This window comes from Streptomyces sp. NPDC007189, assembly GCF_040703635.1.
Classification (GTDB): Bacteria; Actinomycetota; Actinomycetes; order Streptomycetales; family Streptomycetaceae; genus Streptomyces.
In genome coordinates this window covers 252,692-278,902 of sequence record NZ_JBEYEY010000007.1, presented here as the reverse complement: position 1 = coordinate 278,902, position 26,211 = coordinate 252,692, and the positions used below count along the sequence as shown (strand labels likewise).

General features: G+C 70.9%; 25 protein-coding genes and 1 pseudogene. 17 read left to right on the top strand and 9 right to left on the bottom strand.

Translation table 11 applies throughout. The features are described from left to right. Window positions 1–44 precede the first annotated feature (44 nt). Window positions 45–887: an RNA polymerase sigma factor SigF gene (locus tag AB0950_RS17365; RefSeq protein WP_366778879.1), complete on the top strand. Its 843-nt coding sequence runs from the start codon at window positions 45–47 to the stop codon at window positions 885–887. A 354-nt stretch (window positions 888–1,241) separates the two neighbouring features. Next, window positions 1,242–2,180, top strand: a complete 939-nt coding sequence (locus AB0950_RS17360; protein WP_360153528.1) for an RNA polymerase sigma factor SigF — start codon at window positions 1,242–1,244, stop codon at window positions 2,178–2,180. A gap of 512 nt (window positions 2,181–2,692) precedes the next feature. Here AB0950_RS17360 and AB0950_RS17355 read toward each other — a convergent pair. After that, a complete protein-coding gene (locus AB0950_RS17355; protein ID WP_360153525.1) occupies window positions 2,693–2,890 on the bottom strand; it encodes a hypothetical protein in 198 nt (65 codons plus the stop codon). 203 nt (window positions 2,891–3,093) lie between these two features. Between AB0950_RS17355 and AB0950_RS17350 the strand changes: the two genes are divergently transcribed. The 4 genes from AB0950_RS17350 (at window position 3,094) to AB0950_RS17335 (ending at window position 7,638) form a co-directional block, all read left to right on the top strand. Further along, window positions 3,094–3,600 carry a MarR family transcriptional regulator gene (locus AB0950_RS17350; protein WP_360153522.1) on the top strand — a complete coding sequence of 169 codons (507 nt, stop codon included), beginning with the start codon at window positions 3,094–3,096 and terminating at the stop codon, window positions 3,598–3,600. A gap of 13 nt (window positions 3,601–3,613) precedes the next feature. Then, entirely contained in the window at window positions 3,614–6,169 is a 2,556-nt protein-coding gene (locus AB0950_RS17345; RefSeq protein WP_360575645.1) for an MFS transporter, read from the top strand. 122 nt (window positions 6,170–6,291) lie between these two features. Beyond that, window positions 6,292–7,113, top strand: a complete 822-nt coding sequence (locus tag AB0950_RS17340) for a YceI family protein (protein WP_360153516.1) — start codon at window positions 6,292–6,294, stop codon at window positions 7,111–7,113. A 51-nt stretch (window positions 7,114–7,164) separates the two neighbouring features. Beyond that, window positions 7,165–7,638: a PPOX class F420-dependent oxidoreductase gene (locus tag AB0950_RS17335; RefSeq protein ID WP_360153513.1), complete on the top strand. Its 474-nt coding sequence runs from the start codon at window positions 7,165–7,167 to the stop codon at window positions 7,636–7,638. A 56-nt stretch (window positions 7,639–7,694) separates the two neighbouring features. Here AB0950_RS17335 and AB0950_RS17330 read toward each other — a convergent pair whose 3' ends face one another. The 6 genes from AB0950_RS17330 to AB0950_RS17305 form a co-directional block, all read right to left on the bottom strand. Next, a complete protein-coding gene (locus tag AB0950_RS17330) occupies window positions 7,695–9,881 on the bottom strand; it encodes a glycosyltransferase family 39 protein (RefSeq protein ID WP_366778825.1) in 2,187 nt (728 codons plus the stop codon). Continuing rightward, window positions 9,878–11,410, bottom strand: a complete 1,533-nt coding sequence (locus tag AB0950_RS17325; RefSeq protein ID WP_366778824.1) for a bifunctional glycosyltransferase family 2/GtrA family protein — start codon at window positions 11,408–11,410, stop codon at window positions 9,878–9,880. The genes AB0950_RS17330 and AB0950_RS17325 overlap by 4 nt, the downstream gene beginning before the upstream one ends. A gap of 14 nt (window positions 11,411–11,424) precedes the next feature. Further along, a complete protein-coding gene (locus AB0950_RS17320; RefSeq protein ID WP_360153504.1) occupies window positions 11,425–13,089 on the bottom strand; it encodes a HAMP domain-containing sensor histidine kinase in 1,665 nt (554 codons plus the stop codon). Further along, window positions 13,086–13,826, bottom strand: coding sequence for a response regulator transcription factor (locus tag AB0950_RS17315; protein ID WP_360153500.1), 741 nt, complete (start codon window positions 13,824–13,826; stop codon window positions 13,086–13,088). The genes AB0950_RS17320 and AB0950_RS17315 overlap by 4 nt, the downstream gene beginning before the upstream one ends. 143 nt (window positions 13,827–13,969) lie before the next feature. Next, window positions 13,970–14,845 (bottom strand): DUF2797 domain-containing protein, encoded by an 876-nt coding sequence (locus tag AB0950_RS17310; protein WP_366778823.1) that lies wholly within the window; start codon window positions 14,843–14,845, stop codon window positions 13,970–13,972. A gap of 133 nt (window positions 14,846–14,978) precedes the next feature. Next, a complete protein-coding gene (locus AB0950_RS17305) occupies window positions 14,979–15,353 on the bottom strand; it encodes an HGxxPAAW family protein (protein WP_360153494.1) in 375 nt (124 codons plus the stop codon). Between the two features lie 94 nt (window positions 15,354–15,447). On the opposite strand from AB0950_RS17305, the gene AB0950_RS17300 reads away from it, so the two are divergent. Further along, window positions 15,448–15,939: a MarR family transcriptional regulator gene (locus AB0950_RS17300; RefSeq protein WP_360153491.1), complete on the top strand. Its 492-nt coding sequence runs from the start codon at window positions 15,448–15,450 to the stop codon at window positions 15,937–15,939. 289 nt (window positions 15,940–16,228) lie between these two features. Here the strand turns inward: AB0950_RS17300 and AB0950_RS17295 are convergent, their stop codons facing one another. Next, a complete protein-coding gene (locus AB0950_RS17295; protein WP_366778822.1) occupies window positions 16,229–16,879 on the bottom strand; it encodes a GNAT family N-acetyltransferase in 651 nt (216 codons plus the stop codon). Further along, window positions 16,860–17,618 carry a GntR family transcriptional regulator gene (locus tag AB0950_RS17290; RefSeq protein WP_366778820.1) on the bottom strand — a complete coding sequence of 253 codons (759 nt, stop codon included), beginning with the start codon at window positions 17,616–17,618 and terminating at the stop codon, window positions 16,860–16,862. Before AB0950_RS17290 ends, AB0950_RS17295 begins: the two co-directional genes overlap by 20 nt. Before the next feature lie 495 nt (window positions 17,619–18,113). Here AB0950_RS17290 and AB0950_RS17285 point away from each other — a divergent pair, with 495 nt between their 5' ends. The 10 genes and pseudogenes from AB0950_RS17285 (at window position 18,114) to AB0950_RS17240 (ending at window position 25,979) form a co-directional block, all read left to right on the top strand. Continuing rightward, window positions 18,114–18,383, top strand: coding sequence for a DUF6284 family protein (locus AB0950_RS17285; protein ID WP_366778819.1), 270 nt, complete (start codon window positions 18,114–18,116; stop codon window positions 18,381–18,383). Next, window positions 18,380–18,568, top strand: coding sequence for a hypothetical protein (locus AB0950_RS17280; protein ID WP_366778818.1), 189 nt, complete (start codon window positions 18,380–18,382; stop codon window positions 18,566–18,568). Before AB0950_RS17285 ends, AB0950_RS17280 begins: the two co-directional genes overlap by 4 nt. Next, window positions 18,565–19,257, top strand: a pseudogene (locus AB0950_RS17275) (protein spdB); the annotation flags it as partial. The gene AB0950_RS17280 and the pseudogene AB0950_RS17275, both read left to right, overlap by 4 nt. Before the next feature lie 479 nt (window positions 19,258–19,736). Further along, window positions 19,737–20,075, top strand: coding sequence for an RRQRL motif-containing zinc-binding protein (locus tag AB0950_RS17270; RefSeq protein ID WP_366778817.1), 339 nt, complete (start codon window positions 19,737–19,739; stop codon window positions 20,073–20,075). A gap of 11 nt (window positions 20,076–20,086) precedes the next feature. Beyond that, window positions 20,087–20,404, top strand: a complete 318-nt coding sequence (locus AB0950_RS17265) for a hypothetical protein (protein WP_366778816.1) — start codon at window positions 20,087–20,089, stop codon at window positions 20,402–20,404. A 57-nt stretch (window positions 20,405–20,461) separates the two neighbouring features. Next, the gene (locus tag AB0950_RS17260; RefSeq protein WP_366778815.1) at window positions 20,462–22,579 is read left to right on the top strand and encodes an ATP-binding protein; all 2,118 of its coding nucleotides are present in this window, start codon (window positions 20,462–20,464) and stop codon (window positions 22,577–22,579) included. Between the two features lie 206 nt (window positions 22,580–22,785). Further along, entirely contained in the window at window positions 22,786–23,253 is a 468-nt protein-coding gene (locus AB0950_RS17255; RefSeq protein WP_366778814.1) for a hypothetical protein, read from the top strand. A gap of 17 nt (window positions 23,254–23,270) precedes the next feature. Further along, window positions 23,271–23,522: a hypothetical protein gene (locus AB0950_RS17250; RefSeq protein ID WP_366778813.1), complete on the top strand. Its 252-nt coding sequence runs from the start codon at window positions 23,271–23,273 to the stop codon at window positions 23,520–23,522. A 136-nt stretch (window positions 23,523–23,658) separates the two neighbouring features. After that, window positions 23,659–24,498 (top strand): bifunctional DNA primase/polymerase, encoded by an 840-nt coding sequence (locus AB0950_RS17245; RefSeq protein WP_366778812.1) that lies wholly within the window; start codon window positions 23,659–23,661, stop codon window positions 24,496–24,498. A gap of 2 nt (window positions 24,499–24,500) precedes the next feature. Next, on the top strand, window positions 24,501–25,979 hold the full coding sequence (locus AB0950_RS17240; protein ID WP_366778811.1) for an ATP-binding protein: 1,479 nt from the start codon (window positions 24,501–24,503) through the stop codon (window positions 25,977–25,979). The last annotated feature ends 232 nt before the right edge of the window (window positions 25,980–26,211 follow it).

Below are 26,211 nucleotides of genomic sequence, written 5' to 3'. Positions count from 1 at the left end.
CTATGACCGCTTTTGACCGATGATTGAGTGATGAAGAGGTGGCGTTGACCGTGTCGGCCAGTACTGCGCCGCCCCAGGAGGAGGCCCCCGCTCCTGCCCCGGCCCCCGTGCCCCCCGAGAAGCGGCGGGGGGCCGACACCCGCGCCCTCACCCAGGTGCTCTTCGCCGAGCTGAAGGAGCTCACTCCGGGCACGTCGGAGCACGACCGGGTGCGGGGAGCGCTGATCGAGGCGAACCTCCCGCTCGTGCGCTACGCCGCCGCCCGCTTCCGCTCCCGCAACGAGCCCATGGAGGACGTGGTCCAGGTCGGCACCATCGGCCTGATCAACGCCATCGACCGGTTCGACCCGGACCGGGGCGTGCAGTTCCCGACCTTCGCGATGCCGACCGTCGTCGGCGAGATCAAGCGGTACTTCCGGGACAACGTCCGCACCGTGCACGTACCGCGCCGGCTGCACGAGCTGTGGGTCCAGGTGAACAGCGCCACCGAGGACCTCACCACCCTCCATGGCCGCTCCCCCTCCACCGCCGAGATCGCCGACCGGCTCAGGATCAGCGAGGAGGAGGTGCTCAGCTGCATCGAGGCGGGGCGGTCGTATCACGCCACCTCGCTGGAGGCCGCGCAGGAGGGCGACGGGCTGCCCGGCCTGCTGGACCGCATCGGCTACGAGGACCCGGCCCTGGACGGCGTGGAACACCGCGACCTGGTCCGGCATCTGCTCGTCCAACTGCCCGAACGCGAACAGCGCATCCTTCTGCTGCGCTACTACAGCAATCTCACCCAGTCGCAGATCAGCGCGGAACTCGGCGTGTCCCAGATGCATGTCTCGCGCCTCCTCGCCCGCAGCTTTCAGCGGCTGCGCTCGGCGAATCGCATCGACGCATAGAACTGCACAGGACGCATAGGCCCCAAAGAAGGAATCGGGGCGGAGCACAGCAGGCGCACGGAAGCACATCCCGGATCACCCCCTGCATCGCAAACCCGATCGAGCGCTCACCGCCGCGAGCGAATCGCTCACCAGCACAGATGCCGACAGTTCGAACCCGACAAAGCGTCAGACCCCCTCTTTCCAGGGCCTATTCGCCTCTCGCATGTCGACATGTCGCTACAGCGTGTTGCCGACATGTGACATTCTGCGGGAGACGCGTTTGCCGGGCCTTCCGCGCCGGTATTCAGGTGAAGGCTGCGTTGTCCGAAAGACAGCGCCGCCCCGACCGTCCCGCGACCCAAAGGGGGTGGCATGTCCGCAGACCAGGGCAGCTCGAAGGTGCTGACGCCCGCGAAGAGCGAGGCAGCGCCCAAGGAGCTCGACGCGCTCGACGTCCTCGACGGCATCGAGGGCGTCACCGCCCTCGACGCCGTGCCGGCCCCGCCCGCCCCGGCGGCCGCCGACCTCCCGGCCCCGCCGGCCTCCGGGGACATCGACACCCGGACCCTGTCCCGCTCCCTGTTCCTGCGGCTCGCCGCACTCGACGAGAACAGCCCCGAACGGGCCTACGTCCGGGACACCCTGATCGAGCTCAACCTGCCGCTGGTCCGCTACGCGGCCGCGCGCTTCCGCTCCCGCAACGAGCCGATGGAGGACATCGTCCAGGTCGGCACCATCGGCCTGATCAAGGCGATCGACCGCTTCGACTGCGAACGGGGCGTGGAGTTCCCGACGTTCGCGATGCCGACCGTGGTCGGCGAGATCAAGCGCTTCTTCCGCGACACGTCCTGGTCGGTGCGCGTCCCGCGCCGCCTGCAGGAGCTGCGTCTGGCCCTCACCAAGGCCAGCGACGAGCTGTCGCAGAAGCTGGACCGCTCCCCGACGGTCACCGAGCTGGCCGCCGTGCTCGGCGTCTCCGAGGAGGACGTGGTCGACGGCCTCGCGGTCGGCAACGCCTACACCGCCTCCTCCCTCGACTCCCCGGCCCCCGAGGACGACGGCGGCGAGGGCTCCCTGGCCGACCGGCTCGGCTACGAGGACGCGGCGCTGGAGGGCGTGGAGTACCGCGAGTCGCTCAAGCCGCTGCTGGCCAAGCTGCCGCCCCGGGAGCGCCGGATCATCATGCTGCGCTTCTTCGCCAACATGACCCAGTCCCAGATCGGCGAGGAGGTCGGCATCTCCCAGATGCACGTCTCCCGACTGCTGACCCGCACGCTGGCACAGCTGCGCGAGGGCCTGATCTCCGACTAGGTCCTGCCGTCGAGCTCCCGCCGTCCGCCCGGAGGGCGGGCCTCGCGGCAGGCGGGAGTTCGACGACAGGACATGGCACTCTGCCGAGCGCGCCGCGCCGTGCCGCCCCAGCGGCTGCGGCTCCGCCGTGGCCGGTGGCGTTCACGGCGGAGTCGTAGGTGACCGCCGAGGCGCCGTCACGGCAGCGCCGGCGGCCCTCGTCGTGCTGGACGGAATCCTCGGCATGTGGCCGACGACGTCGGGCCGGGCGGCGATTACGTCGCGGTGGGGCACAGGAGAGCGCGGTCCGGCCCGGGGTCCTCCGCGCCTGGGCCGGGGACGGCGAGCCGGGCCGCGGTTACGCCGCGGTCGGCACAGGAGAGCGCGGTGCGGCCGCCGTCACCCCGACCGAGGGATCGGAAACAGCGTCAACTCCCGCACCGACACACCCTCTTCACCCCGGCCGGGAAGCGCACCGGTCACCGCTCACCCGCACCGCCGGCCCCGTCGCCGGGACCACCCGGCGATGCGTCCTACTTCAGCGCCAGCCAGGCGACGCCGGCCACCACCGCGATGGCCACGATGACGCCGATGATCACGCCGATGCGGGGGCCGGAGGAGGTGGCCGCCTGCTGCTGCCGGCCCTGGGGAGCCTCTTCGACGAACGCGCGGAACATCTGGGTGTTGCCGGCGGGGTCGTAATTGCCCTGGGGGCCCTGGGTGTTAGCCATGGCCCGAGACACTAGCGAATCCAGGTGACCGACCCAAGTGCGGGGCCACCCGGACAGACAGGGGCACCTCACCCGCACCCACCTGGGTATTTACGTGAGCAATACTTGCCTTTGCCAAGTTTTTGCGCCGCCGCACCCTCCTTTATTTGCCTGCAGCAACCAATCGGATTATGGTTGCCCTAAGCAACGAATCGGGAGGTGTGATGGCCGAGCAGGCGCAGTTCGAAGAGCTGGCGCGTCAGCTCAGTGCCGTCGGAGCCGTGAAACGGGACATGGGGCGGATCCTGCCCCCCGACTGCCCGGCCGGCTCGGCCGCCGTGCTGACTCTGCTCGGCCGCCACGGAGACATGCGCATGAGCAAGCTCGCCGAGCTGCTCGCCGTGGACATGTCGGTCACCAGCCGGCATGTCGCGCACGTCGCCGCGCGCGGCTGGATCGAGCGGCACCCGGACCCCGCGGACAAGCGCTCGCGCATCCTGCGCCTGACCCCCTCGGGTCTGGAGCAGTTGGAGGAGCTGTCCCGGCGGACCACGCATCTGCTGGCCGAGCGGCTCGCCGACTGGAGCGACGAGGACGTGGCCCAGCTGATCCGGCTGATGTCCCGGCTGCGCGAGTCCTTCGGCGACTGCCGGTCCACCGCGTTCCGGCTCCCGGCCGCCGCGGCCGCTCCCGTGTTCGAAGAGACCACCCGTACACCCGCAAGCACGTAAGAAAAGGAAGCCCATGGCAACGACCACACCAGCCGGTGTGCGGGCTCACGCCAAGCACGGGGGAGGCTCCGCGGAGCACGCCCCCATGACACACCGGCAGATCATGGAGGCGCTGTCCGGCCTGCTCCTGGGCCTGTTCGCCGCCATCCTGTCCTCGACGATCGTCACCAACGCACTGCCGACGATCATCAAGGACCTCGGCGGCGGCCAGTCCGCCTACACCTGGGTCGTCACGGCGGCGCTGCTCGCCATGACGGCCTCCGTGCCGCTGTGGGGCAAGCTCGCCGACCTGCTCAGCAAGAAGGCGCTCGTCCAGATATCCCTGATCATCTACGTCGCCGGCTCGGTCGTCGCCGGTCTCGCGCAGAACCCGGCGATGCTGATCGGCGCGCGTGTCATCCAGGGCCTCGGCGCCGGCGGTCTGTCCGCCCTGGTGCAGGTCATCATGGCCGCGATGATCTCCCCGCGGGAGCGCGGCCGGTACTCCGGCTACACCGGCGCCACCTTCGCCGTCGCCACCGTCGGCGGCCCGCTGCTCGGCGGTGTCATCACCGACACCGACTGGCTCGGCTGGCGCTACTGCCTGTTCGTCGGCATCCCCTTCGCGCTGATCGCGCTGTTCGTGCTGCAGAAGACGCTGCACCTGCCGGTCGCCAAGCGGAAGGTCAAGGTCGACTGGACCGGCGCGTTCTTCATCACCGCGGCGGCCTCGCTGCTGCTGGTCTGGGTGACCTTCGCCAACGACAAGTACGACTGGCTGTCCTGGCAGACGTACACGATGGTGGGCGGCACGATCGTGCTGGCGCTGCTGTTCGTGTTCACCGAGACCCGGGCCTCCGAGCCGATCATCCCGCTGCGCCTGTTCCGCAACCGCACCATCTCGCTGGCCTCGCTCGCCTCGCTGTTCGTCGGTGTCGGCATGTACTCGGGCACCGTCTTCTTCTCGCAGTACTTCCAGCTGGCCCGCGACAAGACCCCGACGATGTCCGGCGTCATGACCATCCCGATGATCGGCGGCCTGTTCGTCGCCTCCATGGTCTCCGGCCGGTTCATCACCAGCACCGGACGCTGGAAGGGCTGGCTGGTCGCCGGCGGCGTCTCGCTGACGGCGGGCCTCGCCCTGCTCGGCCTGATGCGCTACGACACCCCCTACTGGGAGCTGTCGATCTACATGGCGCTGCTGGGCATCGGCGTCGGCATGATGATGCAGAACCTGGTGCTGTCCACGCAGAACCAGGTCGCCCCGAAGGACCTGGGCGCCGCCTCCTCCACGGTGAGCTTCTTCCGCTCCCTCGGCGGTGCGGTCGGCGTCGGCGTCCTCGGCTCGGTGATGAGCGAGCGGATCACCCACTACGCCAAGGACAGCATCCTCGACCTGAGCCCGAAGGCGCGGCTGGCCGCGGCCAAGGCGATGGGCGGCGGCGAGCTGCCCGACATGAACGCCCTGCCGAAGCCGGTGCGCAGCTGGCTGGAGGCCGCCTACGGCCACGGCATCGCGGACGTCTTCCTCTATGCGGCCCCGTTCGCGCTGATCGCGTTCCTCACGGTGCTGTTCATCAAGGAGGTCCCGCTGCGCACGACCGGCGCGCTGGCCCAGGCCGCGCAGGAGAAGGCCGGGGCGGTCGCGGAAGCCGCCGCCCTCGTCGAGAACGTTGTGGAGAACACCGTGCAGGAACCCGTGCAGAAGCAGGCGCCCAGCTGGGCCGCCCCCGTCGTGTCGGACACCGGCGCCGAGGCACCGGCCATGGCCACGGCCGCCCAGCCGGCGGCGACCGCCGTCGCCACGCTCGCCGAGCCCGGCAGCGGCGGCGGCACCCCGGTGCACGGCTTCGTCCGCGGCGCCGAGAGCGCCCCGGTCCCGCAGGCCGCGGTCACCCTGATCTCGCTCTCCGGCCGCCAGCTGGGCCGCGCGGTCGCCCAGGCCGACGGCTCCTACGCCGTCGACGCCCCGGGCGCCGGGTCGTACGTCCTGATCGCCTCCGCCGACGGCTACCAGCCGCAGGCCTCCACCGTCGTGGTGGGCGAGGAGCCGCTGTCGTACGACATCCTGCTCAGCGGCACCAGCGGGCTGACCGGTGTGGTCCGGGCCGCCGGGAGCGCGCTGCCGGTCAAGGACGCCATGGTGATCGTCACCGACGTCCGCGGTGACCTGCTGGCCACCGCCGCCACCGGCGCGCAGGGCGACTTCGCCCTCACCGACCTGGTGCCGGGCACGGTGACCCTGGCGGTCAACGCGAGCGGCTTCCGGCCGCGCGCCCTGCCGGTCGAGATCGGCGCCACCGGGCTCACCCGGATCGAGATCGACCTGGACGCCGGCGCCCGCCTCCAGGGCGTCGTCCGGGCCCCGCACGGTCCGCTGGCCGACGCCCGGGTGACGCTCGTCGACCAGGCGGGCAACGTGGTCGGCACCGCCACCACCGGAGCCGACGGGGCGTACGCCTTCACCGACCTGGACAGCGGCGAGTACACCGTCATCGCGACGGGTTACCCGCCGGTGGCGACGGCCCTGACCGTCGCCGGCAGCGGTGTCGACGACCACGACATCGAACTCGCCCACCCGGGCGAGTAGTTCCGCCGCGGCCCGTGGCGCGCACGTGACCTGCCGGTTTCCGGCGCGCGCCACGGGCCGGTGTGTTAAGACCAATTTGCAAGGCTTCGAGGGCCTTCACAGGCTTGCAGGGAGAAAACGGGATGGGACTGACCGCGAAGATCCGTACGCGGGACGGGTGGGCCGTGTCGCACGCGGTCGTCACGGTGACCGACATGACCGGCACGCAGGTGCTGCGCGCCGAGGCGGACGCCGAGGGAGCCGTACGGGACACCACCGAGCTGGCGCCGGGGGCGTACACGGTGATCGTGACGGCCGTCGGCTACGCGCCCGTGGCCTCCTCGGCGATCGTCACCGCGAGCGGCCGGGCCGAGATCGGCACGGTCACGCTGGCCCGGCAGGGCGGCAGCGAACTGCCGCCGCCCGGCCCCTGGACCATCGACCCGGTGCACTCCTCCGTCGCCGCGGTCGCCCAGCACCTGGGGATCTCCAGCGTGCACGGCCGGTTCACCGACTTCGGCGGCACCATCGAGATCGCGCCGGACGACGTCACCAAGTCCCGCGTGGAGGCGGTGATCAAGGCGGCGTCCATCGACACGGGCAACGGCATGCGCGACACGCACCTGAAGTCCGGGGACTTCCTGGACGTCGAGCAGCACCCGGAGATCACGTACCGGTCCACGGGTCTGACCGCCGCCGGCTCCGACCGCTGGACGGTGCACGGCGAGCTGTCCATGCACGGCGTCGTACGGCCGGTGGACCTCGACCTCGCCTACCTCGGCACCGGCGCCGACCCGTGGGGCGGCACGCGCGCCGCGTTCCGCGCGACGGCCGAGCTGCACCGCGAGGACTTCGCCATGAACTACAACCAGGTCCTGCAGGCCGGCATCGCCGCGATCGGCACGACGCTGAAGGTGGAGCTGGACATCCAGGCGGTGCAGGGCGACTCGCTGCCGCAGGCGTAGGCACAGCAGGGTCAGCCACGAAGGCCGGTTCTGCCCCTAGGCTGCCTGACCATGGCACCGAACATCGCTACCAACACCCGTGTATCGCTGGACGAGCTGCTGGACTTCGTGCGGCCCCGGCACCGCGCCCTGCTGATCACCCGCCGCGCCGACGGCGGGCCGCAGGCGTCCCCGCTGACCTGCGGCGTCGACGACTCCGGACGGATCGTCGTCTCCACCTACCCGGAGCGGGCCAAGACCCGCAACGCCAAGCGCGACCCGCGGGTCAGCCTGGTCGTGCTGAGCGACGAGTGGAACGGCCCCTGGGTGCAGATCGACGGCACGGCCGAGGTCGTCGACACGCCGGACTCGGTGGAGCCGCTCGTGGAGTACTACCGGAACATCGCCGGTGAGCATCCCGACTGGGACGAGTACCGGCAGGCCATGGTCAAGCAGGGCAAGTCCATCATCCGGGTGACGCCGGAGCGGTGGGGGCCGCTGGCGACGGGAGGCTTCCCGGCGCGGCTGGTGTCCGACGGGGAGTAGCCGGACGGGGCCGCGAGGAGGTGTTCCGCCTCCGCGCGGCCCCGCCGGTCACCCCGCTAGCTCGCCTTGCGCGTGAGGTCGTAGAAGGTGGCCGAACCGACCGTGACCTTCTTGAAGGTGCTCTGCACCCACGAGCTGATCTGCGAGGCGGTGCCACTGCTACTGCCGCCCATGCCGCCCATGCGTCCGCCGGCGATGAAGTAGTGGATCTTGCCTTCGGCCACGTACTTCTTGAACTGGGCCAGTGTCGGGGACGGGTCGGTGCCGTTGAAGCCGCCGATCGCCATCACCGGGTCACCGGTGGTGAGCTGGTAGCTGGCCGCGTTCTGCGAACCGATGGACGCGGCCACCCAGGTGTACTCCGAGGCGTCCTGCTCCAGCAGCTTCTTGGCCTCGGCGGAGACGTTCGCGCCGTTCAGCAGGCCGCCGGCGCCGCCCATACCGCCGCCGTCGCCCATCCGGCCGGGGAAACCGCCGCCATTCCTGCCCTGGCCCTGCGTGTTCCCGTTGCCGTTCTGCTGGTTCTGGCCCGGCATGCCCCCGCCCGGGAAGGTGCCGCCGCCCGGGAAGCCGTTGCCGTTCTGCTGCCCCTGCTGTCCCTGGCCGTTCTGCCCCTGCCGGCCCGGCATGCCCCCGCCGCCGAAGCCGCCGCGCATGCCGCCGGTGCCACCGGGACCCCGGCCGCCGAAGCCCATCACGCTCGCGCCCGCCGGACCCGCCGTGGGAATGGAGCCGGTGTGCGCGGAGTCCACCGTGCTGAGGGTGTACGCCGTGGGACCGGCGAGCGCGGCCACCAGGCCCACCGCCGCCGCCCCGAGGGCCAGCCGGCGGGAGAGCCGGCCGGCGAAGACCAGCCCCAGCGCGGCCGCCAGACCCCCGATCAGCACCAGCCACTTCAGCCAGGGCAGGTAGCCGGACGTGCGGTTGAGCAGGGCGTAGCCCCAGGCGGCCGCCGCGACCACGGAGGCGGCCAGGGTGATCGACGCCCACAGCTCCCGCCGCCTGTCCCACAGCAGGCCGGCGCCCATGCCGACGACAGCCGCGAGGTAGGGCGCGAGGGCCACCGTGTAGTACTGGTGGAAGATGCCCGCCATGTAGCTGAAGACCGCCATCGTCATCACCAGCGAGCCGCCCCAGACGAGGAACGAGGCGCGCGTGACGGACGCGCGGCGCAGCTTCCGCGTCGCCCACAGGCCCGCGACCAGCAGGATCAGCGCGGCCGGGAGCAGCCAGGAGATCTGGCTGCCGATCTCGGAGTTGAACATCCGGTCCCAGCCGGTGGCGCCCCAGCGGCCGGAGCCGCCCGCGCCGCCCCCGCCGCCGACGCTGCCGGTCTCGTCGCCGTTGATGCGCCCGAGGCCGTTGTAGCCGAAGGTCAGCTCCAGGAAGCTGTTGTTCTGCGAGCCGCCGATGTAGGGGCGGGAGGAGGCCGGCCACAGCTCGACGATCGCCACCCACCAGCCGCCGGAGACGACCAACGCCAGAGTGGCGAGGGCCAGTTGGCCCAGTCGCTTGCGCAGCCGCACCGGACCGCAGACCGCGTACACGATCGCCAGCGGCGGAAGGATCAGGAAGGCCTGGAGGGTCTTGGCGAGAAAGGCGAAGCCGATCGCGGTGCCCGCCCACACCAGCCACCTGGTCCGCCCGTCCTCCACGGCCCGTACGACGAAGTAGCAGGCCAGCGCCATCAGCAGGGCCAGCATCGCGTCCGGGTTGTTGAACCGGAACATCAGCGCGGAGACCGGGGTGAGCGCGAGCACCGCGCCGGCGATCAGACCGGCGGCGGGGCTGAACCGGCGGCGTACGGCCGCGTACACGACCGCCACCGCGCCGACGCCCATCAGCACCTCGGGGGTGAGGATCGCCCAGGAGTTCAGCCCGAAGATCCGGACCGACAGCTCCATCGGCCACAGGAAGGCCGACGGCTTGTCGACGGTGATGGCGTTGCCCGCGTCCAGCGAGCCGAAGAAGAACGCCTTCCACGACCTGCTGCCGGCCTGCACGGCCGCCGAGTAGAAGGAGTTGGCGTAGCCGGAGGCGCCGAGGTTGCAGAGGTAGAGGAGCAGGGTGGCGGCGAGCAGGCCGAGGAAGGCGGGACGCGCCCAGCGCGGGTCCTCGGGCCGGCCACGCCACAGTCTGCGGGCGGCCGGCTGCTTGGGCTCACCGGCCTCCGGCGCCCGCGGCGGGGCGGTCGGCGGCGGTCCCCAGACGGTCGTACGGCTGTCTTCCTGGTGCGTGGTCATCGGGAGTCCCCCGGATCGGTGTCGTGAGGGCGCACCGGCTGCAGTCGCATGGTGGCGTCCCTCCAGCGGCCGTCCGCGGCATCACCGGCGCGGACCTGGGTGGTCTGGGGCGGCTGCCCGTACGGCTGCGGGTACGGCGTCGGCCGCTGGGGCAGCGGGGCGTACGGCACGGTCGTCGTGCCGTACGGCGGGTGCGTCGGGGTCGTGCCGTGCGGCGGGGTCGTGCTCGTGTCGTAGGTCGGTGAGGAGACGGGGTGGGTGGCGGCGGCCGTGGAGCCGGTGCCGGGCTCGCCGCGGTCCGGGAAGACCCAGGCGCGGAAGAGCAGGAAGCGCAGCACGGTCGCGGCGAGGTTGGCGGCGATGAGCACCGCCAGCTCGGTGGAGTGCGCCGGGTGGCCGCCGGCCGCGTTCAGGGCGGCGAGAGAACCGCTGGTCAGGGCCAGTCCGATGCCGAAGACGACCAGGCCCTGCGCCTGGTGCCGTACGGCGCCGCCCCGGCCGCGCACCCCGAAGGTGAGCCGGCGGTTGGCGGCCGTGTTGGCGATCGCCGAGACCAGCAGCGCGAGCGCGTTGGCGATCTGGGCGCCGAAGAACTGCCGGAAGACGCTGTAGAGCAGGAGATAGAACAGGGTGGACAGGCCGCCCACGACGCAGAACCCGACGAGCTGGCGGGCAAGTCCCTTGGGCACGTTGGCCAGTTCGCGGTCGCGCGGATCGTCGCCGAAGGGCCGGGCGAGCCGGTCCAGCGGGAGCGAACCGGTGGCCAGCGCCTTGCCGACCCGCCAGACGCCCTTGAGGTCGTCGGTCGCGGTCTTCACGATGTGCACGGTGGAGTCCGGGTCGTCGACCCAGTCGACCGGCACCTCGTGGATCCTGAGCCCCGCGCGCTCGGCGAGGACCAGCATCTCGGTGTCGAAGAACCAGCCGGTGTCCTCCACCAGCGGCAGCAGCACCTGCGCCACGTCGCGCCGGATCGCCTTGAAGCCGCACTGCGCGTCGGAGAAGCGGGCCTGGAGCGAGCCGCGCAGGATCAGGTTGTAGGCCCGGCTGATGAACTCCCGCTTGGGTCCGCGCACGACCCGCGAGCTGCGGGCGAGCCGGGAGCCGATCGCGAGGTCCGAGTGGCCGGAGATCAGCGGCGCCACCAGCGGCAGCAGGGCGTTGAGGTCGGTGGACAGGTCGACGTCCATGTAGGCGAGGATCGGCGCCTCGGAGGCGGACCACACGGTCCGCAGGGCCCGGCCCCGCCCCTTCTGCTCCAGGCGGAAGTTGACCACCTCGGGAATCTCCGCCTCCAGCCGCGCCGCCACCTGCGGGGTGGTGTCCGTGGACGCGTTGTCCGCGATGGTGATGCGGAAGGCGTACGGGAAGGTGCGCGTGAGGTGCTCGTGCAGTCTGCGGACGCACGGCCGGAGGTCCTTCTCCTCGTTGTAGACGGGGATCACTACGTCCAGGACAGGCGTACCGGCGTCTCCGGCCGGGAGGTGCTCCCGCGCCGGCAGGGTGCCGGGAGAAGAGTCGGTTCGCATGGAACCGACTCAACTCACGTCCCCTGTCGCACCCATGTGGTGGCACTGTGCTGCGCCTGTGAGTGCGATTGCCAGTTCGTTTCGGGCGCCGGGCGGGGAACGGCCGGGGTGAGCGCGGGCAGATACACGGTGAACACCGTCCGGCCCGGAATGCTGTCGACGGTCACCGCGCCGCCGTGCGCGGCGGCGACGGCCTGCACGATGGCGAGCCCGAGGCCCGTCGACCCGGTGGCCCGGGACCGCGCCGAGTCGCCGCGCGCGAACCGCTCGAAGACGTGCGGCAGCAGCTCCGGTGGAATCCCCTGCCCGTTGTCCTCGACGTCCACGCACATCCACGCCCCGCGCCGCTGCACGCGCGCGATGACGGTCGTACCCGGCGGCGTGTGCTTGCGGGCGTTGCCGAGCAGGTTGACCAGCACCTGCTGGATGCGTGCCGCGTCGGCGGACACGAGCGCGGGTTCGTCGGGCAGGTCGAGCCGCCAGTTGTGGTCCATGCCGGCCGCGCGGGAGTCGCTGACCGTGTCCACGACGAGCGGGACGAGGTCGGTCTGCTCGAACTGCAGCGGCCGTCCGGCGTCGAGCCGGGCGAGGAGAAGGAGATCCTCGACCAGGAGGGTCATACGGCCGGCCTCGGACTCGATGCGGCCCAGGGCGTGCCGGGTGTCGGGGCCGACCTGTTCGCGCCCGCGTCTGGTGAGTTCCGCGTACCCGCGTATGGAGGCCAGCGGGGTCCTCAGCTCATGGCTGGCGTCGGCCACGAACTGCCGTACCCGCATCTCGCTCTGCTGCCGGGCGTGCAGGGCGCCGTGCACGTGGTCGAGCATCCGGTTCAGCGCGGCGCCGACCTGCCCGACCTCGGTGTGCGGATCGCACTCGGACTCCGGCACCCGCTCACTGAGGTTGACCTCGCCGGTGTGGAGGGGGAGTTCGGAGACCCGGGTGGCGGTGGCGGCGACCTTGCGGAGGGGGCGGGTGGCCACGCCGACGATGACGAATCCGGCGAGGGTGGCGGCGATGAGGCCGGCGGCGGTGACGCAGACCTCGACGACGATGAGGGTGTCGATGTTGTCGTCGACGTCCTTGGTGGGCAGGGCGACGTAGTAGGTGTCGCTGCCGTCCGGGCTCACCGCGTACTGGACGCGGTAACTCCCGAGGTCGGGAAGGTCGACGGTGTGCGCGCGCCGGTCCTTCGGCACGGCTGCCAGCGCCCGCTGCTGCGCGGCGGTGAGGCTGACGGTGCCCATCTTCCGGAAGCCGCCGTTGCTGTCGTTCAGCTGCACCGCCTTGGCCGCGCTGGCGATCCGGCCGTTCTGCAGATAGGCCGCGACGGTGCTGGGCTGGGTCGGGCCGTTGGTGAGGACGCGCGCGATCTTCTGGCTGGGCGTGGCGGTGGCCTTGTCCCCGGACCCCGGGGCAGTGGGAAGCCCGGGGACGGTGACACCGGGGTGCAGACGGCCGCCCGCCGCACGCATGGCGATGTCGCCGACCTTCTCGTCCAGCTGCCCGTACAGATGCGAGCGCAGCGCCACCGTCGTCACCGTGCCGATCACCGCGCACACGACGGCGATCAGCACCACCGACGCGACGACGAGCCGGGTCCGCAGGGTGCGCGGCTGTCCCGGTCGTCGCCGCTGCAGCTTCTGCCGTTGCTGCGGACCCGGCCGCCGTCGTCCGCTCATGACGCGGCGGGCTTGATCAGGTAACCGGCCCCGCGCCGGGTGTGGATCATCGGCTCGCGCCCGGCGTCTATCTTCCGCCGCAGGTACGAGATGTACAGCTCGACGACGTTGGCCTGCCCGCCGAAGTCGTACGACCACACCCGGTCCAGGATCTGCGCCTTGCTGAGCACGCGCCGCGGATTGCGCATGAGGAAGCGCAGCAGCTCGAACTCGGTGGCCGTGAGGTGGATGGACTGGCCGCCCCGCGACACCTCGTGGCTGTCCTCGTCCAGGGTGAGGTCGCCGACGACGAGCACGGAGTCCGACCGCCGGTCGGCCGCGCCGGACCTGCGGATGAGCCCGCGCAGCCGCGCCACGACCTCCTCGAGGCTGAACGGCTTGGTGACGTAGTCGTCGCCGCCCGCGGTCAGCCCGGCGATACGGTCCTCGACGGCGTCCTTGGCGGTGAGGAAGAGGACGGGCACATCGGGCAGTTCCCGCCGCAGCCGACCGAGGACGGTCAGCCCGTCCATGTCGGGCAGCATCATGTCGAGCACGACGGCGTCGGGCCGGAACTCACGGGCGGTCTGGATGGCGCCGTGCCCATCCCCCGCACTCCTGATCTGCCAGCCCTCGTAGCGAAGAGCCATGCTCAGCAGTTCGGTGATCGACAACTCGTCGTCCACCACAAGCACTCGGACGGGGCTCCCGTCCGGCCTCAGCAGTTCGGTGCGCCCCTGGGGCGAGGTCGTGGTCATGGTGCACACCTTGTCGGCGCCCTCTGAGAAGAGGCTTTCCCCGATCTGTGAATTGCCTGAGAAACACACAGGCGACGCTCAGGCAGCACCTGAGAAGCACCTACTGACGCCGGAAGCGGTGGATCAGAGCCTGCGCCTCCGCCTCAGAACAGCCCCTCCTGCGGGCGGTCGAACTCCCGTACCGGAAAGGCGAGTCCACCGGTACCGGAGTCGGCCGACGGCACCAGCTCCCACCCGCTCATCAGGCGCGTGTCGAGCACGACCACCCCGCGGCCGCCGACCGCCAGATGAAGATCGGGCCCCGCGGCCGCGACCAGCTCGCCGCTCACCCCACCGCCGGGCACGAGTTCCACCACTTCCCCGAGGGCGGACGGCGGACCAGCGAGCCCGAACACCCCGAAGTGATCGACGACTTCGCAGGGCGCGGGGGCCAGCGACTCCGGCCACCCGCGGAGCGCCACGGCCCGCGCGTGCAGCTCCCGCACCTCCGCCGCGCGCTCCGCCTCCGCCCGCGGCAACGCCGACCGCACGGCCCGCTTCTCGGCGTACGGAATCCGGTCCGGCACCTGGAGCGCGGCCCGCAGCAGCTCCTCGGTGCGCCGGGCGGCCATCAGCGGGCCGGTGCCCAGCCAGCTGAAACAGACGGCGCCCTGCTCCAGCAGCCGCGCGGAGCCCCGCTCGGCCGCGGTGATCCCGACCTTCACCATCCCGGGCCCGAACCACGCCAGATACACCCGGTACGGCCGCGGGTCGTCGGCGAGCGTGTCGGCGGCCACGGAGTGCGCCCGGTCCAGCCGCGCGCACTCCTCGCACCGGGCCCCCGTACTCCGCCCCGGCACGACGGCCCGCACCGGGCACTCATGCCCCCGCGCCCCCACACACGTCCGCACGCCCCCTTCCGGCACGGCGAAGCCGACCCGCTTCCCCCAGGGCAGCCCACTGCACCGCCCCCCGCCCCACACCAACACGGGCCCGCCCACCGGCCAACGGAGCCCCGAGCACTTCCACACCTGTCCCATCACGTGTGAGGGTAAGGGCGGGGTCTGACAGCGAGGATGCGCACGGCACCGGCTCGGCTCTGCCGGCGAAGTCCCTCACGTCCACCGGGAAGCCAGGCACGTCGCCCCCCAACCTCCGTTCCTAGTGGCGCATTCACTCGACAGGAGAAAGAGGCATCGATTCGGCAGCCGTCGGCGTCTCCACCGCACCCGCCGAAACCACGGCCCGACGCCCCCGTCCCCGCCCCGCCAGCCGGCAGCTGACGCAGCCGGGATGGCCCTCCCGGGCCTGTGCGTCCCGGACCCGCATTCCCCAGCGCCCCCGCGGCCGCACCCCGGGCGGCTTGCCCCAGCCGGCCAGATGGAGGACCCACGTCACCAGGACGCTCAGGGCGAGCACGGCCATCCCTCCGACGGCCACCGGCAGGGAGGCCGTGCACACCCCCGCCCCGACCACAGCGCTTCCCGCCGTCGCGATGCCGAAGCCGGTCCAGCCGGCGATCGTGTGACCCTCGTCGTACAGACTCATACAGCCGTCTCCAGTCCCCCGGGGAGGGCAGATTCCCTCACACACTAAGAAGTCTTCTCGACCGAATATCTCACGAACTAAGGGATCCCGAAAGATGCACGGCACGCCGCGACCGCCCGCCACTCCGGCCCAGGCGCTGTCGGCGATGGACCACCTCATCGCCGCCCACCTGATCGGACAGCAGGAGCTGGCCCGGCGGCTGGGTCTGAACGTCACCGACCTGACGTGTTTCGCCTTCGTCCGGGAGGCCGGCGACGACCTGCTGACGGCAGGGGACCTCGCCGCCCGGGCCCACGTGACCACCGGCGCGGTGACCGGCATCCTCAACCGCCTCGAACGCGCCGGTTACGTCACCCGCCGCCCCGACCCCACGGACCGCCGCAGGGTCCGGGTGGCCGCCGTACCGGACGCCGTCACGCGCGTGGAGGCGGTGTACGCGGGCCACTACAAACGGCTGACGGCGCTGTTCTCCGACTACACCCCCGAGGAGCTGTCGGTCATCACCGACTGGTTCACGAGGGCGACGGCACTGGCCCACGAGTACCTGGAGAAGCTGAACCGGAACGACCCCGACGAGGAGTGCTGAGCTGAGAAGATCCCGGCATGCAGTTCGACGACGCCACCTCTGCTGCTGACACCACCCACCGAAAGACCGGGAGCACCAGAAACACCAGAGGCCCCGGATCTCTCCGGGGCCTCTGGTCTGTGCGCACTCGGCAGGATTCGAACCTGCAACCTTCTGATCCGTAGGCGCGTTCACCCTGAATCTGCGGGCTGCCGAGCAGCCGTGAAGCACCGTCAATCTGCGCTTGTGCCTCGGCGATGCTCCGTCGTTGTGCGTCGGTGTACGCGGCTGTTGATGTCAGAGGTTGATGTCAGGGCGCCGTCCCGTTTCCGCTGGTCAAGTCGTCCTTAGCCCCTGCGTCCGCGCGCTGGTGCGGCACCTCTAGGACTGCTGCAGAATCCCTGTGGCCAACGGGCAAGAGATTGTCCGGCATAGCCAACTCACCCGCCCGGCGCTGAGCAAGCCACCCTGATCGACGGTGCGCCGGCGATTCGGTGCGTACGTGCTGGAAGCCCAATCGTTCGTAGTAGGCGTGCAACCCAGTGTTCGTGCGCCACGTGTCGATTCGCACCCAGTCTCGCCCTTCCAGGGCGGCAAGCCGGGACATCCAGTCGATGATCCGCGTTCCGAGCTGCCGGCCGGATGCCTCACGGGCAACGATCAGCTTGTAGAGGTACAGCGCCGACTCGGGGCGGTCCGCGTCGGTCCAGAAGTCCCGGTCGACGGGGCCACGGCTGACGGTGGCGAGCACTTCACCACGCTCGCCAATAACGACCCACGCGCGTCCCTCGTCTATGCTCGCGCGCCACTTTGAGATGGCCCGTTCACCCGTCTCGGGGTCGCTCCACTGGTCGGTGCCTTTGGTGCGTAGCCACTCCTCGGCCTCTGCTCGTAGAGCCAAGAGAGCGGGTACGTCCCCCGCCGCTGCGGGGCGGAGGTACTCAGTCCGTGCTGACTTCATAGAGGATCTTGTGCCTGTCTCCGGGGAGGATGGTGACCATGCAGCGGAGGGCGCGGCCGTCCGCGTCATAGCCCGTTCGGGTGTGCTCTGCGACTGGAGTAGCTGCGGGAAGGCCAAGTTGCTCCGCTTCCTGATGGGTTGGCATACGGACTGAGATTTCGTCTACGTACTTGGCTTGCACGAGCCCCACAGAGGCGAGGATGCCGCCGGGCGCGGAGACGTCTCGTGGCTCCATCAGGGGTGTGCCGACCACGAGTTCCTGGGGGAAGTACGAGTCGGCGAGCGCGTAGGGCCGGTTGTCTATGTACCGGACACGCTTGCGCGCCACGGCCAATCCGTCTGCGGGGAGCCCGAGACGCTTTCGGACATGGGGCGGAGGTACGACGATGGACACCGAGATCTCTTGGCGGGGAGCGTTGCCGTTCTCTGCGATTGCGCTCGCCCACTGGTCGCCGGCCGTTCGCCCTTCCACCGCGTTGGCGTGACGGCTCCGGCTCTCCAGCGTCGTCCAGTTCCACACGACGGGGGGGTAGTCCTCCCGGACGTACTTGCCCTGTCCCTGTCCGGTGACGACCAAGCCTTCCTCGATCAGGAGACGTACGCCGGCGCGGATGGTCTCGCGGCTGTAGCCGTACTGACTCATCATCTTGGATTCGCTGGGCAGGGCCGCGCCCGGTGCCAGCCTGCCGGACTGAATCTGTTCGCGCAGGTCATAGGCGATCTCCTGCGCCTTCGTCATGCCGCGTCGCACTGCCAAGGCAACCCCTCTACTCCGACTCCTCCGTACAAGTTAGACCAGGGGGCTTGACTCTCCAAGCGCGACTCGTGCAATCTCTTGCCCAGCGGCACTCCTCCAGACAAGGCGGACGGGGTGTCACGTACGGTTCCGCCGTACATGCAGCGCCCGGTGGGTCCCGCGACAACGGGAGCCGCTCTGAGCAGGGGTTACCGCGCTCGCCGGGAGCGTCTGTTCGTTGCTTGAGAACTCAAAAGCGTGCTTTGGGAGGCCGTCCCTCCCCTGCAGAAAGAGGACGGATAGCGCACGGGCGACGCCCGTACGCGTTTTGCACGTCCAGCGTCCGCAGCCTTGCTGCGGCCGGTTGCCTCCGCTGCTCGTCTCGTACGAGCAGCGCTGAGGGGAGCCGGAGATTCCGACTTCAACGGCGCGCGGCCCCGGTGCGCGAACACCGGGGCCGCTGTTCGGGCCGTTCCTGACTGGAAGGAACACGACCCAATGGAGCACATCGTCACTGTTCAGGACGCTGTTACCGCGTTCGCCGACTGGATGGAGCCGACCAGCGCGGAGCTGGACGCGATCGAGCAGGAAATGCCCGCGATCCTCGCGGACGTCGACCTGCTCGACGCGCAGATCATCACCCTGGACCGCACCCCCACCGAGCTGGACGCCCGCCGACTTCGCCGCGCCCTGGCGCGCGTCCTGGCGGAGCGGGCGGCACTGGCCAACCGCACCGCCACGGTGAGCCTGCCGGGAGGTGCCGCATGACCACCCCGCCGCCGAAGGGATGGACGCTCGCCCTGGTCCTGGTGGGCGTCGTCATCGCCCTGACCGGCTCGATCGCCGCCCTGGTGACCGGTGAGCGGTCGCTGATGGGCATCGCCGCAACCGGGTTCGCCGCACAGGTCATCGGATGGGCCGTCCACGGCCGCCGGAACGGAGGTGCGGCATGAAGGCGAAGACCGCGCTGCCCGCCGTGGCGATGACGGCGGTGTCCATGGTGCTCACCCTGGCCGTGGTCGTGATGTGGCTCGGTCAGACGGTGCCGTGGCTGGTCGCCCTGGTCGTCGGTCTGGGGATCGACGGCGGTTGGCTGGCCACCCTCGCCTACGAGCGCCGTCTCGCCGCGCAGGGCGACCACTCCAACGTCGTGACCGGGGTCGGCTGGTGCTTCGGTCTCATCGCGGCCGGCGTCCTGGTGGCCCACGCGCTGCTGACCGGCGACGGCTCCGCCCCGGCGTGGCTGGCCGTGGCCTGGCTGCCCATCGCGGCGAAGGCGCTGTGGCTGGTGCATGGGCTGTGGGAGCGCACCGCGCTCACCCCGGCCGCCCTGGAGTCCATCCGGGGTATTCAGCAGGAGGCCAGGGACAGGGCGGCCGTCGACCGTGCCCGGCTGAGGGCGGAAGCCGTCACCGAGGAGACGAGGTTGACTGCGGTCACCGGTGCCGGTGCCCGCGTCGCCCGCGTCCAGGCCAAGACCGCCAAGACCCTCTCGGGGGCGTGGTCCAAGCTGGAGAGGGCACAGGCGAGTGAGGACACCGGCCGGGCGCTAGCCAGTGTCGCGGGCCGTCCCTCACCGGGTGCCGTGCCCTGCTGGGAGCTGCCGGTGTGGGGTCCGATCGAGCCGGTATCGGCGCTGTCGGCCGCCTCGATCGACCCGGTCGACGGCACCTCCGCGAATGCGGAGGAATCGACGCAGACCGAGAGGATTCGGTCTACGGCTGACGTGCCGGAATCGACCCCGCTCGCGGTGACGCTGACCCGGCTGCCGGTCCCCGATCCGGTCCCCGCTGATGCGGGCAAGTCGAGCCTTCCGCTCAAGCCCGTTCCGGCCCTACTTGCCTCCACCGGATCGACCTCGGCAGAGGCGACTCGATCGAAGCGATCGGTGGCGGCTGAGTCGACCCGCCCGGCGGTCCGGGCCACGTTCCGCGTGCCGGAGTCGGCGAAGACCCCGCGCGTGAAGCGCACCCCGGAACAGCTCCTGGACGAGGCGCGGACCCTGACGGCCGACTGGCCGCAGTCCCACCTCACCGGGGAGCGGATCCGCCGGGAACTGCACGTCTCCCCGGCCCGTGCCCGCGTACTGCGGGACACGCTGCTGGCTGAGCGGGCCGCGTGATGGGGGCGCTGCCGGTGTTCCGGTGGCGCCTGGCCCCGGACGGATACGCCACCTACCGCCAACTCCGCGCGCGCGGCCTGCGCCCCGGCGGTCAACCGGTGGCAGCCCAACTCGAACGCCCCCGCCGCCGGCGCGGCCCACTCATCGCCTACCTCTACCGCGTCGACCTGGCCAAACCGGTACGGCCGATGACGCCGGCGAAGTGGGCGGCACTGGCCAAGGCCAACCGCGCGCGCCGCATCTGCCCCGACTGCCGGCGGGATGCGGGCTACGTCATCCCGCCCTCTCTCGGCCGGTGCGTTCCCTGCGCCTTCCCTGAACCCTCCCACGATCTTTAGGAGTGCCTGACATGGGCAAGCCCGACACCCGCCGCCTGGACCGGGAGATCCGGCAGACCGAACGCAAGCTCGAAGCGGTCCGCAACCGGGAGATGTGGCCACTGGACGGCCGCGAACGCCGCGCCGTCCTCGGAGCCCTCGCCGGCGGCTCCTACCGGATCGTGCGGGGCCGCAGCGCCGGCCGCGCGGAGCAGCGGATCGAGACCGCGTGGCAGAGCGCGGAGACGCGACTGCTCGCGGAGATCACCGCCATGCAGGTCGAGCGCGCGCGGATCGTGCGCGACGCCGCCAAGGCCAAGGCCGCCAAGAAGTCCTCCGGGTGGTTCTGACCCCCGCCCCATCCCTTCATTCCGCCCCTGTGAGGGGTGTCAGGAGTCGTTTTCGTCATGAGTGAGAACGTCGTTCACCTGCACAAGAACCCTGAACCGCCCTCGGAGCCCGCGACCGTGACCGCGCTGAGGGTGGTCCCCGACCCGGCACCGCCCAAGCCCGTGCCGCTGTGGGTGCGCTCCGGTCGCGCCGTCCGCACGGCTGTCACCCACGAGACGACCCGCACGACCGCCCGTGCGCTGGCCCGGCAGACCCTCTACGTGGTCGGCGGCGCCAGGATCGTGGCGCGGCGGGCGTGGGACGGCCGGACCGCCGCCCGATACGAGCGCTACATGCGCACCGCCGAAGCCGCGGGCGATTTCGAGGCGGCTGCCGAGTGGGAGGAGCGCGGGCAGCGCTTCCGCGAGGCCCGCCACCGCCGCCGCATGGACCTGCTGCACTCCCCGCTGGACGCCGCCAAGGGCGCGGCCGTAAGCGCCGGCATGGGCATCGGCGGCCTGGTCCTGCTCGGCATCGCGATGGCCGTAGCCACCAAGGACCCGACCGAGGTTGTCACGCCGCTGATGGCCGTGATCCGGTTCATCAACCTGATGATCACCATCGTGCGGGTGGTGTGGGGACCGGCGATCACGATCGGCCCGTTCCTCGCGTTGCTCGCCCTGTGGTCGGTCGGCGCTCACCAGCAGGCCGCCCCGCAGTGGGCGCTGCCCGAACGCATCCGCAACGGTGAGGGTGAGCCGATCACCCCGTCCATCGTCGTCAAGGCCCTGCGCGACCTCGGCATCCCCGCGCTGCGCAAGGCCATTCAGGAGATGGGCGACGCCGGCGCATCCATGCTGTCCCCGATCGTGATCGCCGGATGCGGCGTCGAAGTCGACGTCACCTTGCCCTCCGGCGTGTCCACGAACGAGGTGCAGGGGAAGCGGCGCAAGCTCGCCGAGAACCTCTCCCGGCACGAGCACGAGGTGTTCATCACCATCCCACAGGCGGCCCGCACGGTGCGGCTGTGGGTGGCCGACTCCGGGGCGCTGGACGAGCCGATCGGCCCCTCCCCGCTGGTCACCGACGAGACGCTGACCGCCGACTACGCCAAGGGCAAAGCCCCGTGGGGGCAGGACCTGCGCGGGGATGCCGCCGCCTTGAGCCTGTATCAGCGGCACCTGCTCATCACGGGTCTGTCCAACCAGGGCAAGACCGCCGCGCTGCGCGCGCTCGCCCTGTGGCTGGCGCTGGACAGGTCGGTGGAGTTCTGGATCGGTGACCTCAAGGGCTTGAAGGACTGGCGGATGTTCGAGGGCATCGCCTCCGTGCTCATCATGGGCCCGACCGATGACCACGTCATCCAGGTCACCGAGATGGTGGAAAACGGCGTGGAGGAGATGAACCGCCGTCTCCAGGCACCGCCCGGCACCGACTTCCCGCCCCTGATCATCATCGTGGACGAGGCACAGGTGGCGTTCATGTGCCCGGCCGTGGACGAGGAGAAGCGACCCTACGGCGGCTCCAAGGCCACCTCCCGCTACTTCACCGCCGCCAGGAAGATCCACAACCAGGGCCGTGCGGTCAACGTGCTGCTGTGGCAGGGCACGCAGGACCCCACCGACCAGAACCTTCCCAAGCTGGTCCGCGAGGGCGCCCACACCCGCGCCGCGCTCGCCCTGGGCACCGAGCAGCAGTCCCGCATGGCCCTTGGGGACAAGGCCGTCAACGGCGGCGCTGCCCCGCACCTGCTGCGTCAGGGCCTGGACAAGGGCACGGTGGTCGTCGCCTCCGACGGCATCGCCATCCCGGCCGGCCAGTCGTCCATCACGGTGCGCACGCACTACATCGATGACGACGCCGCCGCCGAGATCGCCGAGCGAGCCAGGCGGCTCCGCGCGGGCGTCACCACACTGCACGCCATCGAACGCGACGGCGAGGAGCATGACCCTCTCGCCGACATGTTCTCGGTGTTCGGTGAAACGCAGCGGCTGGTCACGCAGGACGTACTCAAGCGGCTCAGCGCACTGAACCCGGACGCCTACGGCAAGTGGACGTTCGCCGACCTGCGCCGGGTGCTGGAGGGCACCGGAGCCGAACCGTACAAGTCCGACGGCCGCATGGTCGTCGCCCGCGATCGCCTCGCCCGCGCCCTCGCCAACCGCGATGAGACCGGTTCCGCTTCCGCCTCCTGACGGCAGGGAGGCGACCCTCGCCGGGTCAGGGAGACAGGGAGAACTCCCTAACCCCCTCCCTGACCCGCCTCCCTGGCCCTGACCAGCACAAATGATCGTCCAGGGAGTCAGGGAGGCTCCCAGCTCAGACCCCCCAACCCCCCTCTACAGCCGCCCCGCAAGGGGGTGGCTCCACCTCCCTGACCGCGCAACGGAAGGGATTCCGCATGTACCCCGAGAACACCCCTTGCGTGCCCGCACAGCGGACCGCCGAGGTCCACCACCCGGCCCCGATCAACCCCGCCACGGCGGTGCCCGTGCCACTCGTGCCGATGCAGCCGAGCGCAGTCCCGACAGTGGCGAGCGTGGTCCTGCCCGACGGCCGTGTCGTCACCGGCTACGCCGTCAGCCCCGCCCAGCCCGAACCGGTCGCGGCCAAGCCGGCCGTCTCCCGCGCGGCGGTGAACGTCGCCTTCGGAGGCGTCGGGTTCCTCGCCGCGTGCGGCGGACTGCTGATGCTCACCACCTTCATCGCCGCCCTGACCGCACTGATCACCCAGCTCATCACCCTGGCCGCCGTCCTGTTCGGCGGGTTCATCGCCGTCCAAGTGCTCACGGCCAAGGGCCACCACAAGGCCGGGACCACGGTGAACATCCGCCGGGCGGTGTTCAAGCGCAACCACTTCCACGGCTGACAGGAGGACACCCGCTCATGGCCCGACTGAGGATCCTGCGCACCGACTGGCCACGCCCCGGCCTCTACCTGACCGACACCCCGGAACCCGCATGCCGGATCTGCCTCGGCGAGGGGTGGATCGAGCACCCCTACGGCGACGAGTACGGCGAGTACGCAGGCTCCGACTGGGAGCCGTGCATCTGCTGGAACGAGCACCGGCGCCGGCTGCTCCTGCCGCTCCCGCGCCCCAAGCTGCCCGCCAACTACAGCGACGAACCGCCCTTCTAGCTACGCCAAGGGCGGCCCCCGCATCTCGCCAAAGAACGGGGCCGCCCTTGTCATCCAGCCCGCTCACAAACTGGAGACACCCAGCATGACCCAACCCACCACCATCCGGCGAGTGCCCGGCCCTGCGCCTGGCAGCATGAACGACCACCTGCGCACCGCTCTGCGGCTGTCGGCCAACGGGCTGCCCGTGCTTCCCCTACGCAAGGGGAAGGTGCCGTTCGGCAACTGCCCCGCGTGCAGGGACAGCGCATGCGGGGACCGGCCCAACATGAAGGCGGCCGGACCGTGCCTGTGCCCGGCCCCCTGCCACGGATGGGCCGCCGCCACCACCGACGCTCGCGTACTCACCTCGCCGTCGTGGGCCACGGCGTGGCGGCAGGCCGTGGCGGTCGCCTACCACCCCGGCGGGGCCGGTCTGACCGTGGTCGACCTGGACGACGCGGCGGCCATCGAGTGGGCTCGACAGTCGCTGCCCAGCACCCGGACCGTGTCCACCGCTCGCGGGGAACACTGGATCTACGAGGGCACCACGCGATCCGTGAACGCCGTCCGTGACGGCGTCGACATCAAGTCCGCGATGGCCTACGTACGGTGGCGCGGGCCGGGCGCCGGCACCATGGCCCCGCTGCCGGACGCCGTCCGCGCGCTGACGGCACAGAAGTCGTCCACGGTCCAGCCCGGGCCGTACGCCCTCGCCGTGCCCACAGCGGCCGACGGCGCAGTATGCCGCCACCGCACCCCCGCTTACCTCGAACGCGGCATCGCCATGGCGGAGCAGCGCATCACCGAGGCCCGCAGCCAGGTGCACGCCACCGTCTACCGGACCTTCCTCGCGGTGCTGTCCACGCACGGCCGGTGCGGCTGCCTCACCGACGCCCACGTCACCCGGCTGTTCGCCGCCGCTCAGGCCAAGGGCGAATCGCCCCGGCACTGCACCGACGCATGGACCAACGCCCGCACCAGGTTGGGACTCTGAGCATGTCCGAGGACGACAAGACCCCGGCCCGCGAGATCATCACCGACTACGCCCAAGCGCACTTCCGCTACTTCCGCACCGCCGACGGCACCGTGTACGCGCAGCGGAACGGCCACCCCGTGGCCCGTCCGATCCGCTCCCAGGGCACCACGGGCAGCCACCGTCAGGAACTCATGGTCGGCCTTTTCAGGGACGGCATCGGCGTATTCAACGGCACCGCACTCAAGGAGGCGTTGGACTTGATCGAAGCGCTCGCGCTGAGCGAGGACGTGCAGCCCGTCCACATCCGCGTGGCTCCCGGATTCGACGGGGCGACGTGGCTGGACCTGGGCCGCGACGACGGGCAGTCCGTGCGTATCCACCCCACCGGTTGGGACATCGCCGTTCCGGACCCGCGTGAGGTGTGCTGGCGGCGCACCCAGCTCACCGGGGAGTTGCCCCTGCCGGCCAAGGACACCAACGGCAAGGGGATCGATGCCCTGCTGAGGCTGTGCAACTTCGCCAACGCGGAGACCGAGTGCCTGGCTATCGCCTGGCTGCTCGGCTGCCTTGAGCCGTCCGTGCCCGTGCCCGCGCCGTTCCTCACCGGGCCGCAGGGCGCGGGCAAGTCCACCGGCGGACGGATGCTCGTGCGGGTCATCGAGGGCATGAGCGGGGACCTGCGTCGCGCCCCGAAGGACGAAGAGAACCTGACCACGACGGTGGCGGCCGGGTGGGTCACCGCCCTGGACAACCTCTCCCACATGACGCCGGACCTGTCGGACGCGATGTGCCGCATCGTCACCGGAGCCGAGGACGTCAAGCGCGCCCTGTTCACCGATGGGGACGTCTTCCGCATCGGCTACCGGCGACCCCTGCTGCTGACCGGCATCGATGTGGGGGTGATCCGGCCGGACCTCGCCGAGCGGCTTCTGCCCCTGCGGCTGGAGAGGCCCAAGGCCCGGCGCACGGAAGCGGAACTGTGGGCCGAGTACGCAGAGGCGCTGCCGGTCATCCTCGGGTCGCTGCTCGACCTCGCGGTCAAGGTCCGCGCAGCACAGGCGGACATCCCGACCGATCTACGCATGGCCGACTTCGCCCACCTGTGCGCCCAGCTCGACGCCGCCACCGGGTTCGGGTCGCTGACCGCCTACCGGGCCAGTCTGGACGACCTCAACGACGACGTGATCGAGGGCGACCTGTTGGCGCAGACCGTGCTCAAGCATGCCGCCGGCCTGGAGCCGGGGGTAGAGCAGCGGATGACCTCTTCCGAGTGGCTGCACTGCCTGTCCGGCCTCTACAGCGGCGAGGAGTGCCGTCCTCTACCTAAAGGGTGGCCGACGACCGGGAAGGTGCTCTCCGACCGGCTCAAGCGTCTCCAGCCCACCCTCGCCGCCCGGGGCGTCCTGATCGACTGGGGTCGCACGCGAGAGGCCCGGTACATCGAAATGACCCGGCCTCCAGCCACGCCGCCCTCGCATGAGCAGCAACCGGCGTTCTGACCAGCAGCACCGCCGGACGCGTCGGCACAAGCAAGAAGAGCACCCGGCCCGGCGTGCTCTTCTTGCCGTTCGGCGGCAACGCCGCCGCCCAATAGGCGTGCCGCAACGCGGCTCCTTCTTTCGTTCTGAGCCGCACCGCACCACAACAGACACCACCTTCTCTTGTCCGAAGTAGAGAGACGCTGCGTCACCTGCGTCACCCAAGTCCGGCAAACGCCCCGTGACCAGCCGC

Excerpts from the sequence above, each read along its gene's own strand:
- AB0950_RS17325 (WP_366778824.1), bottom strand. The coding sequence starts at position 11,410 with ATGCGAACCGACTCTTCTCCCGGCACCCTGCCGGCGCGGGAGCACCTC.
- AB0950_RS17320 (WP_360153504.1), bottom strand. The coding sequence starts at position 13,089 with ATGAGCGGACGACGGCGGCCGGGTCCGCAGCAACGGCAGAAGCTGCAG.
- AB0950_RS17305 (WP_360153494.1), bottom strand. The coding sequence starts at position 15,353 with ATGAGTCTGTACGACGAGGGTCACACGATCGCCGGCTGGACCGGCTTC.
- AB0950_RS17245 (WP_366778812.1), top strand. The coding sequence starts at position 23,659 with ATGAACGACCACCTGCGCACCGCTCTGCGGCTGTCGGCCAACGGGCTG.
- AB0950_RS17315 (WP_360153500.1), bottom strand. The coding sequence starts at position 13,826 with ATGACCACGACCTCGCCCCAGGGGCGCACCGAACTGCTGAGGCCGGAC.
- AB0950_RS17310 (WP_366778823.1), bottom strand. The coding sequence starts at position 14,845 with ATGGGACAGGTGTGGAAGTGCTCGGGGCTCCGTTGGCCGGTGGGCGGG.
- AB0950_RS17280 (WP_366778818.1), top strand. The coding sequence starts at position 18,380 with ATGACCACCCCGCCGCCGAAGGGATGGACGCTCGCCCTGGTCCTGGTG.
- AB0950_RS17285 (WP_366778819.1), top strand. The coding sequence starts at position 18,114 with ATGGAGCACATCGTCACTGTTCAGGACGCTGTTACCGCGTTCGCCGAC.
- AB0950_RS17250 (WP_366778813.1), top strand. The coding sequence starts at position 23,271 with ATGGCCCGACTGAGGATCCTGCGCACCGACTGGCCACGCCCCGGCCTC.
- AB0950_RS17360 (WP_360153528.1), top strand. The coding sequence starts at position 1,242 with ATGTCCGCAGACCAGGGCAGCTCGAAGGTGCTGACGCCCGCGAAGAGC.
- AB0950_RS17345 (WP_360575645.1), top strand. The coding sequence starts at position 3,614 with ATGGCAACGACCACACCAGCCGGTGTGCGGGCTCACGCCAAGCACGGG.
- AB0950_RS17295 (WP_366778822.1), bottom strand. The coding sequence starts at position 16,879 with ATGAAGTCAGCACGGACTGAGTACCTCCGCCCCGCAGCGGCGGGGGAC.
- AB0950_RS17240 (WP_366778811.1), top strand. The coding sequence starts at position 24,501 with ATGTCCGAGGACGACAAGACCCCGGCCCGCGAGATCATCACCGACTAC.
- AB0950_RS17270 (WP_366778817.1), top strand. The coding sequence starts at position 19,737 with ATGGGGGCGCTGCCGGTGTTCCGGTGGCGCCTGGCCCCGGACGGATAC.
- AB0950_RS17300 (WP_360153491.1), top strand. The coding sequence starts at position 15,448 with ATGCACGGCACGCCGCGACCGCCCGCCACTCCGGCCCAGGCGCTGTCG.
- AB0950_RS17330 (WP_366778825.1), bottom strand. The coding sequence starts at position 9,881 with ATGACCACGCACCAGGAAGACAGCCGTACGACCGTCTGGGGACCGCCG.
- AB0950_RS17340 (WP_360153516.1), top strand. The coding sequence starts at position 6,292 with ATGGGACTGACCGCGAAGATCCGTACGCGGGACGGGTGGGCCGTGTCG.
- AB0950_RS17265 (WP_366778816.1), top strand. The coding sequence starts at position 20,087 with ATGGGCAAGCCCGACACCCGCCGCCTGGACCGGGAGATCCGGCAGACC.
- AB0950_RS17335 (WP_360153513.1), top strand. The coding sequence starts at position 7,165 with ATGGCACCGAACATCGCTACCAACACCCGTGTATCGCTGGACGAGCTG.
- AB0950_RS17350 (WP_360153522.1), top strand. The coding sequence starts at position 3,094 with ATGGCCGAGCAGGCGCAGTTCGAAGAGCTGGCGCGTCAGCTCAGTGCC.
- AB0950_RS17255 (WP_366778814.1), top strand. The coding sequence starts at position 22,786 with ATGTACCCCGAGAACACCCCTTGCGTGCCCGCACAGCGGACCGCCGAG.
- AB0950_RS17260 (WP_366778815.1), top strand. The coding sequence starts at position 20,462 with ATGAGTGAGAACGTCGTTCACCTGCACAAGAACCCTGAACCGCCCTCG.
- AB0950_RS17290 (WP_366778820.1), bottom strand. The coding sequence starts at position 17,618 with ATGACGAAGGCGCAGGAGATCGCCTATGACCTGCGCGAACAGATTCAG.
- AB0950_RS17355 (WP_360153525.1), bottom strand. The coding sequence starts at position 2,890 with ATGGCTAACACCCAGGGCCCCCAGGGCAATTACGACCCCGCCGGCAAC.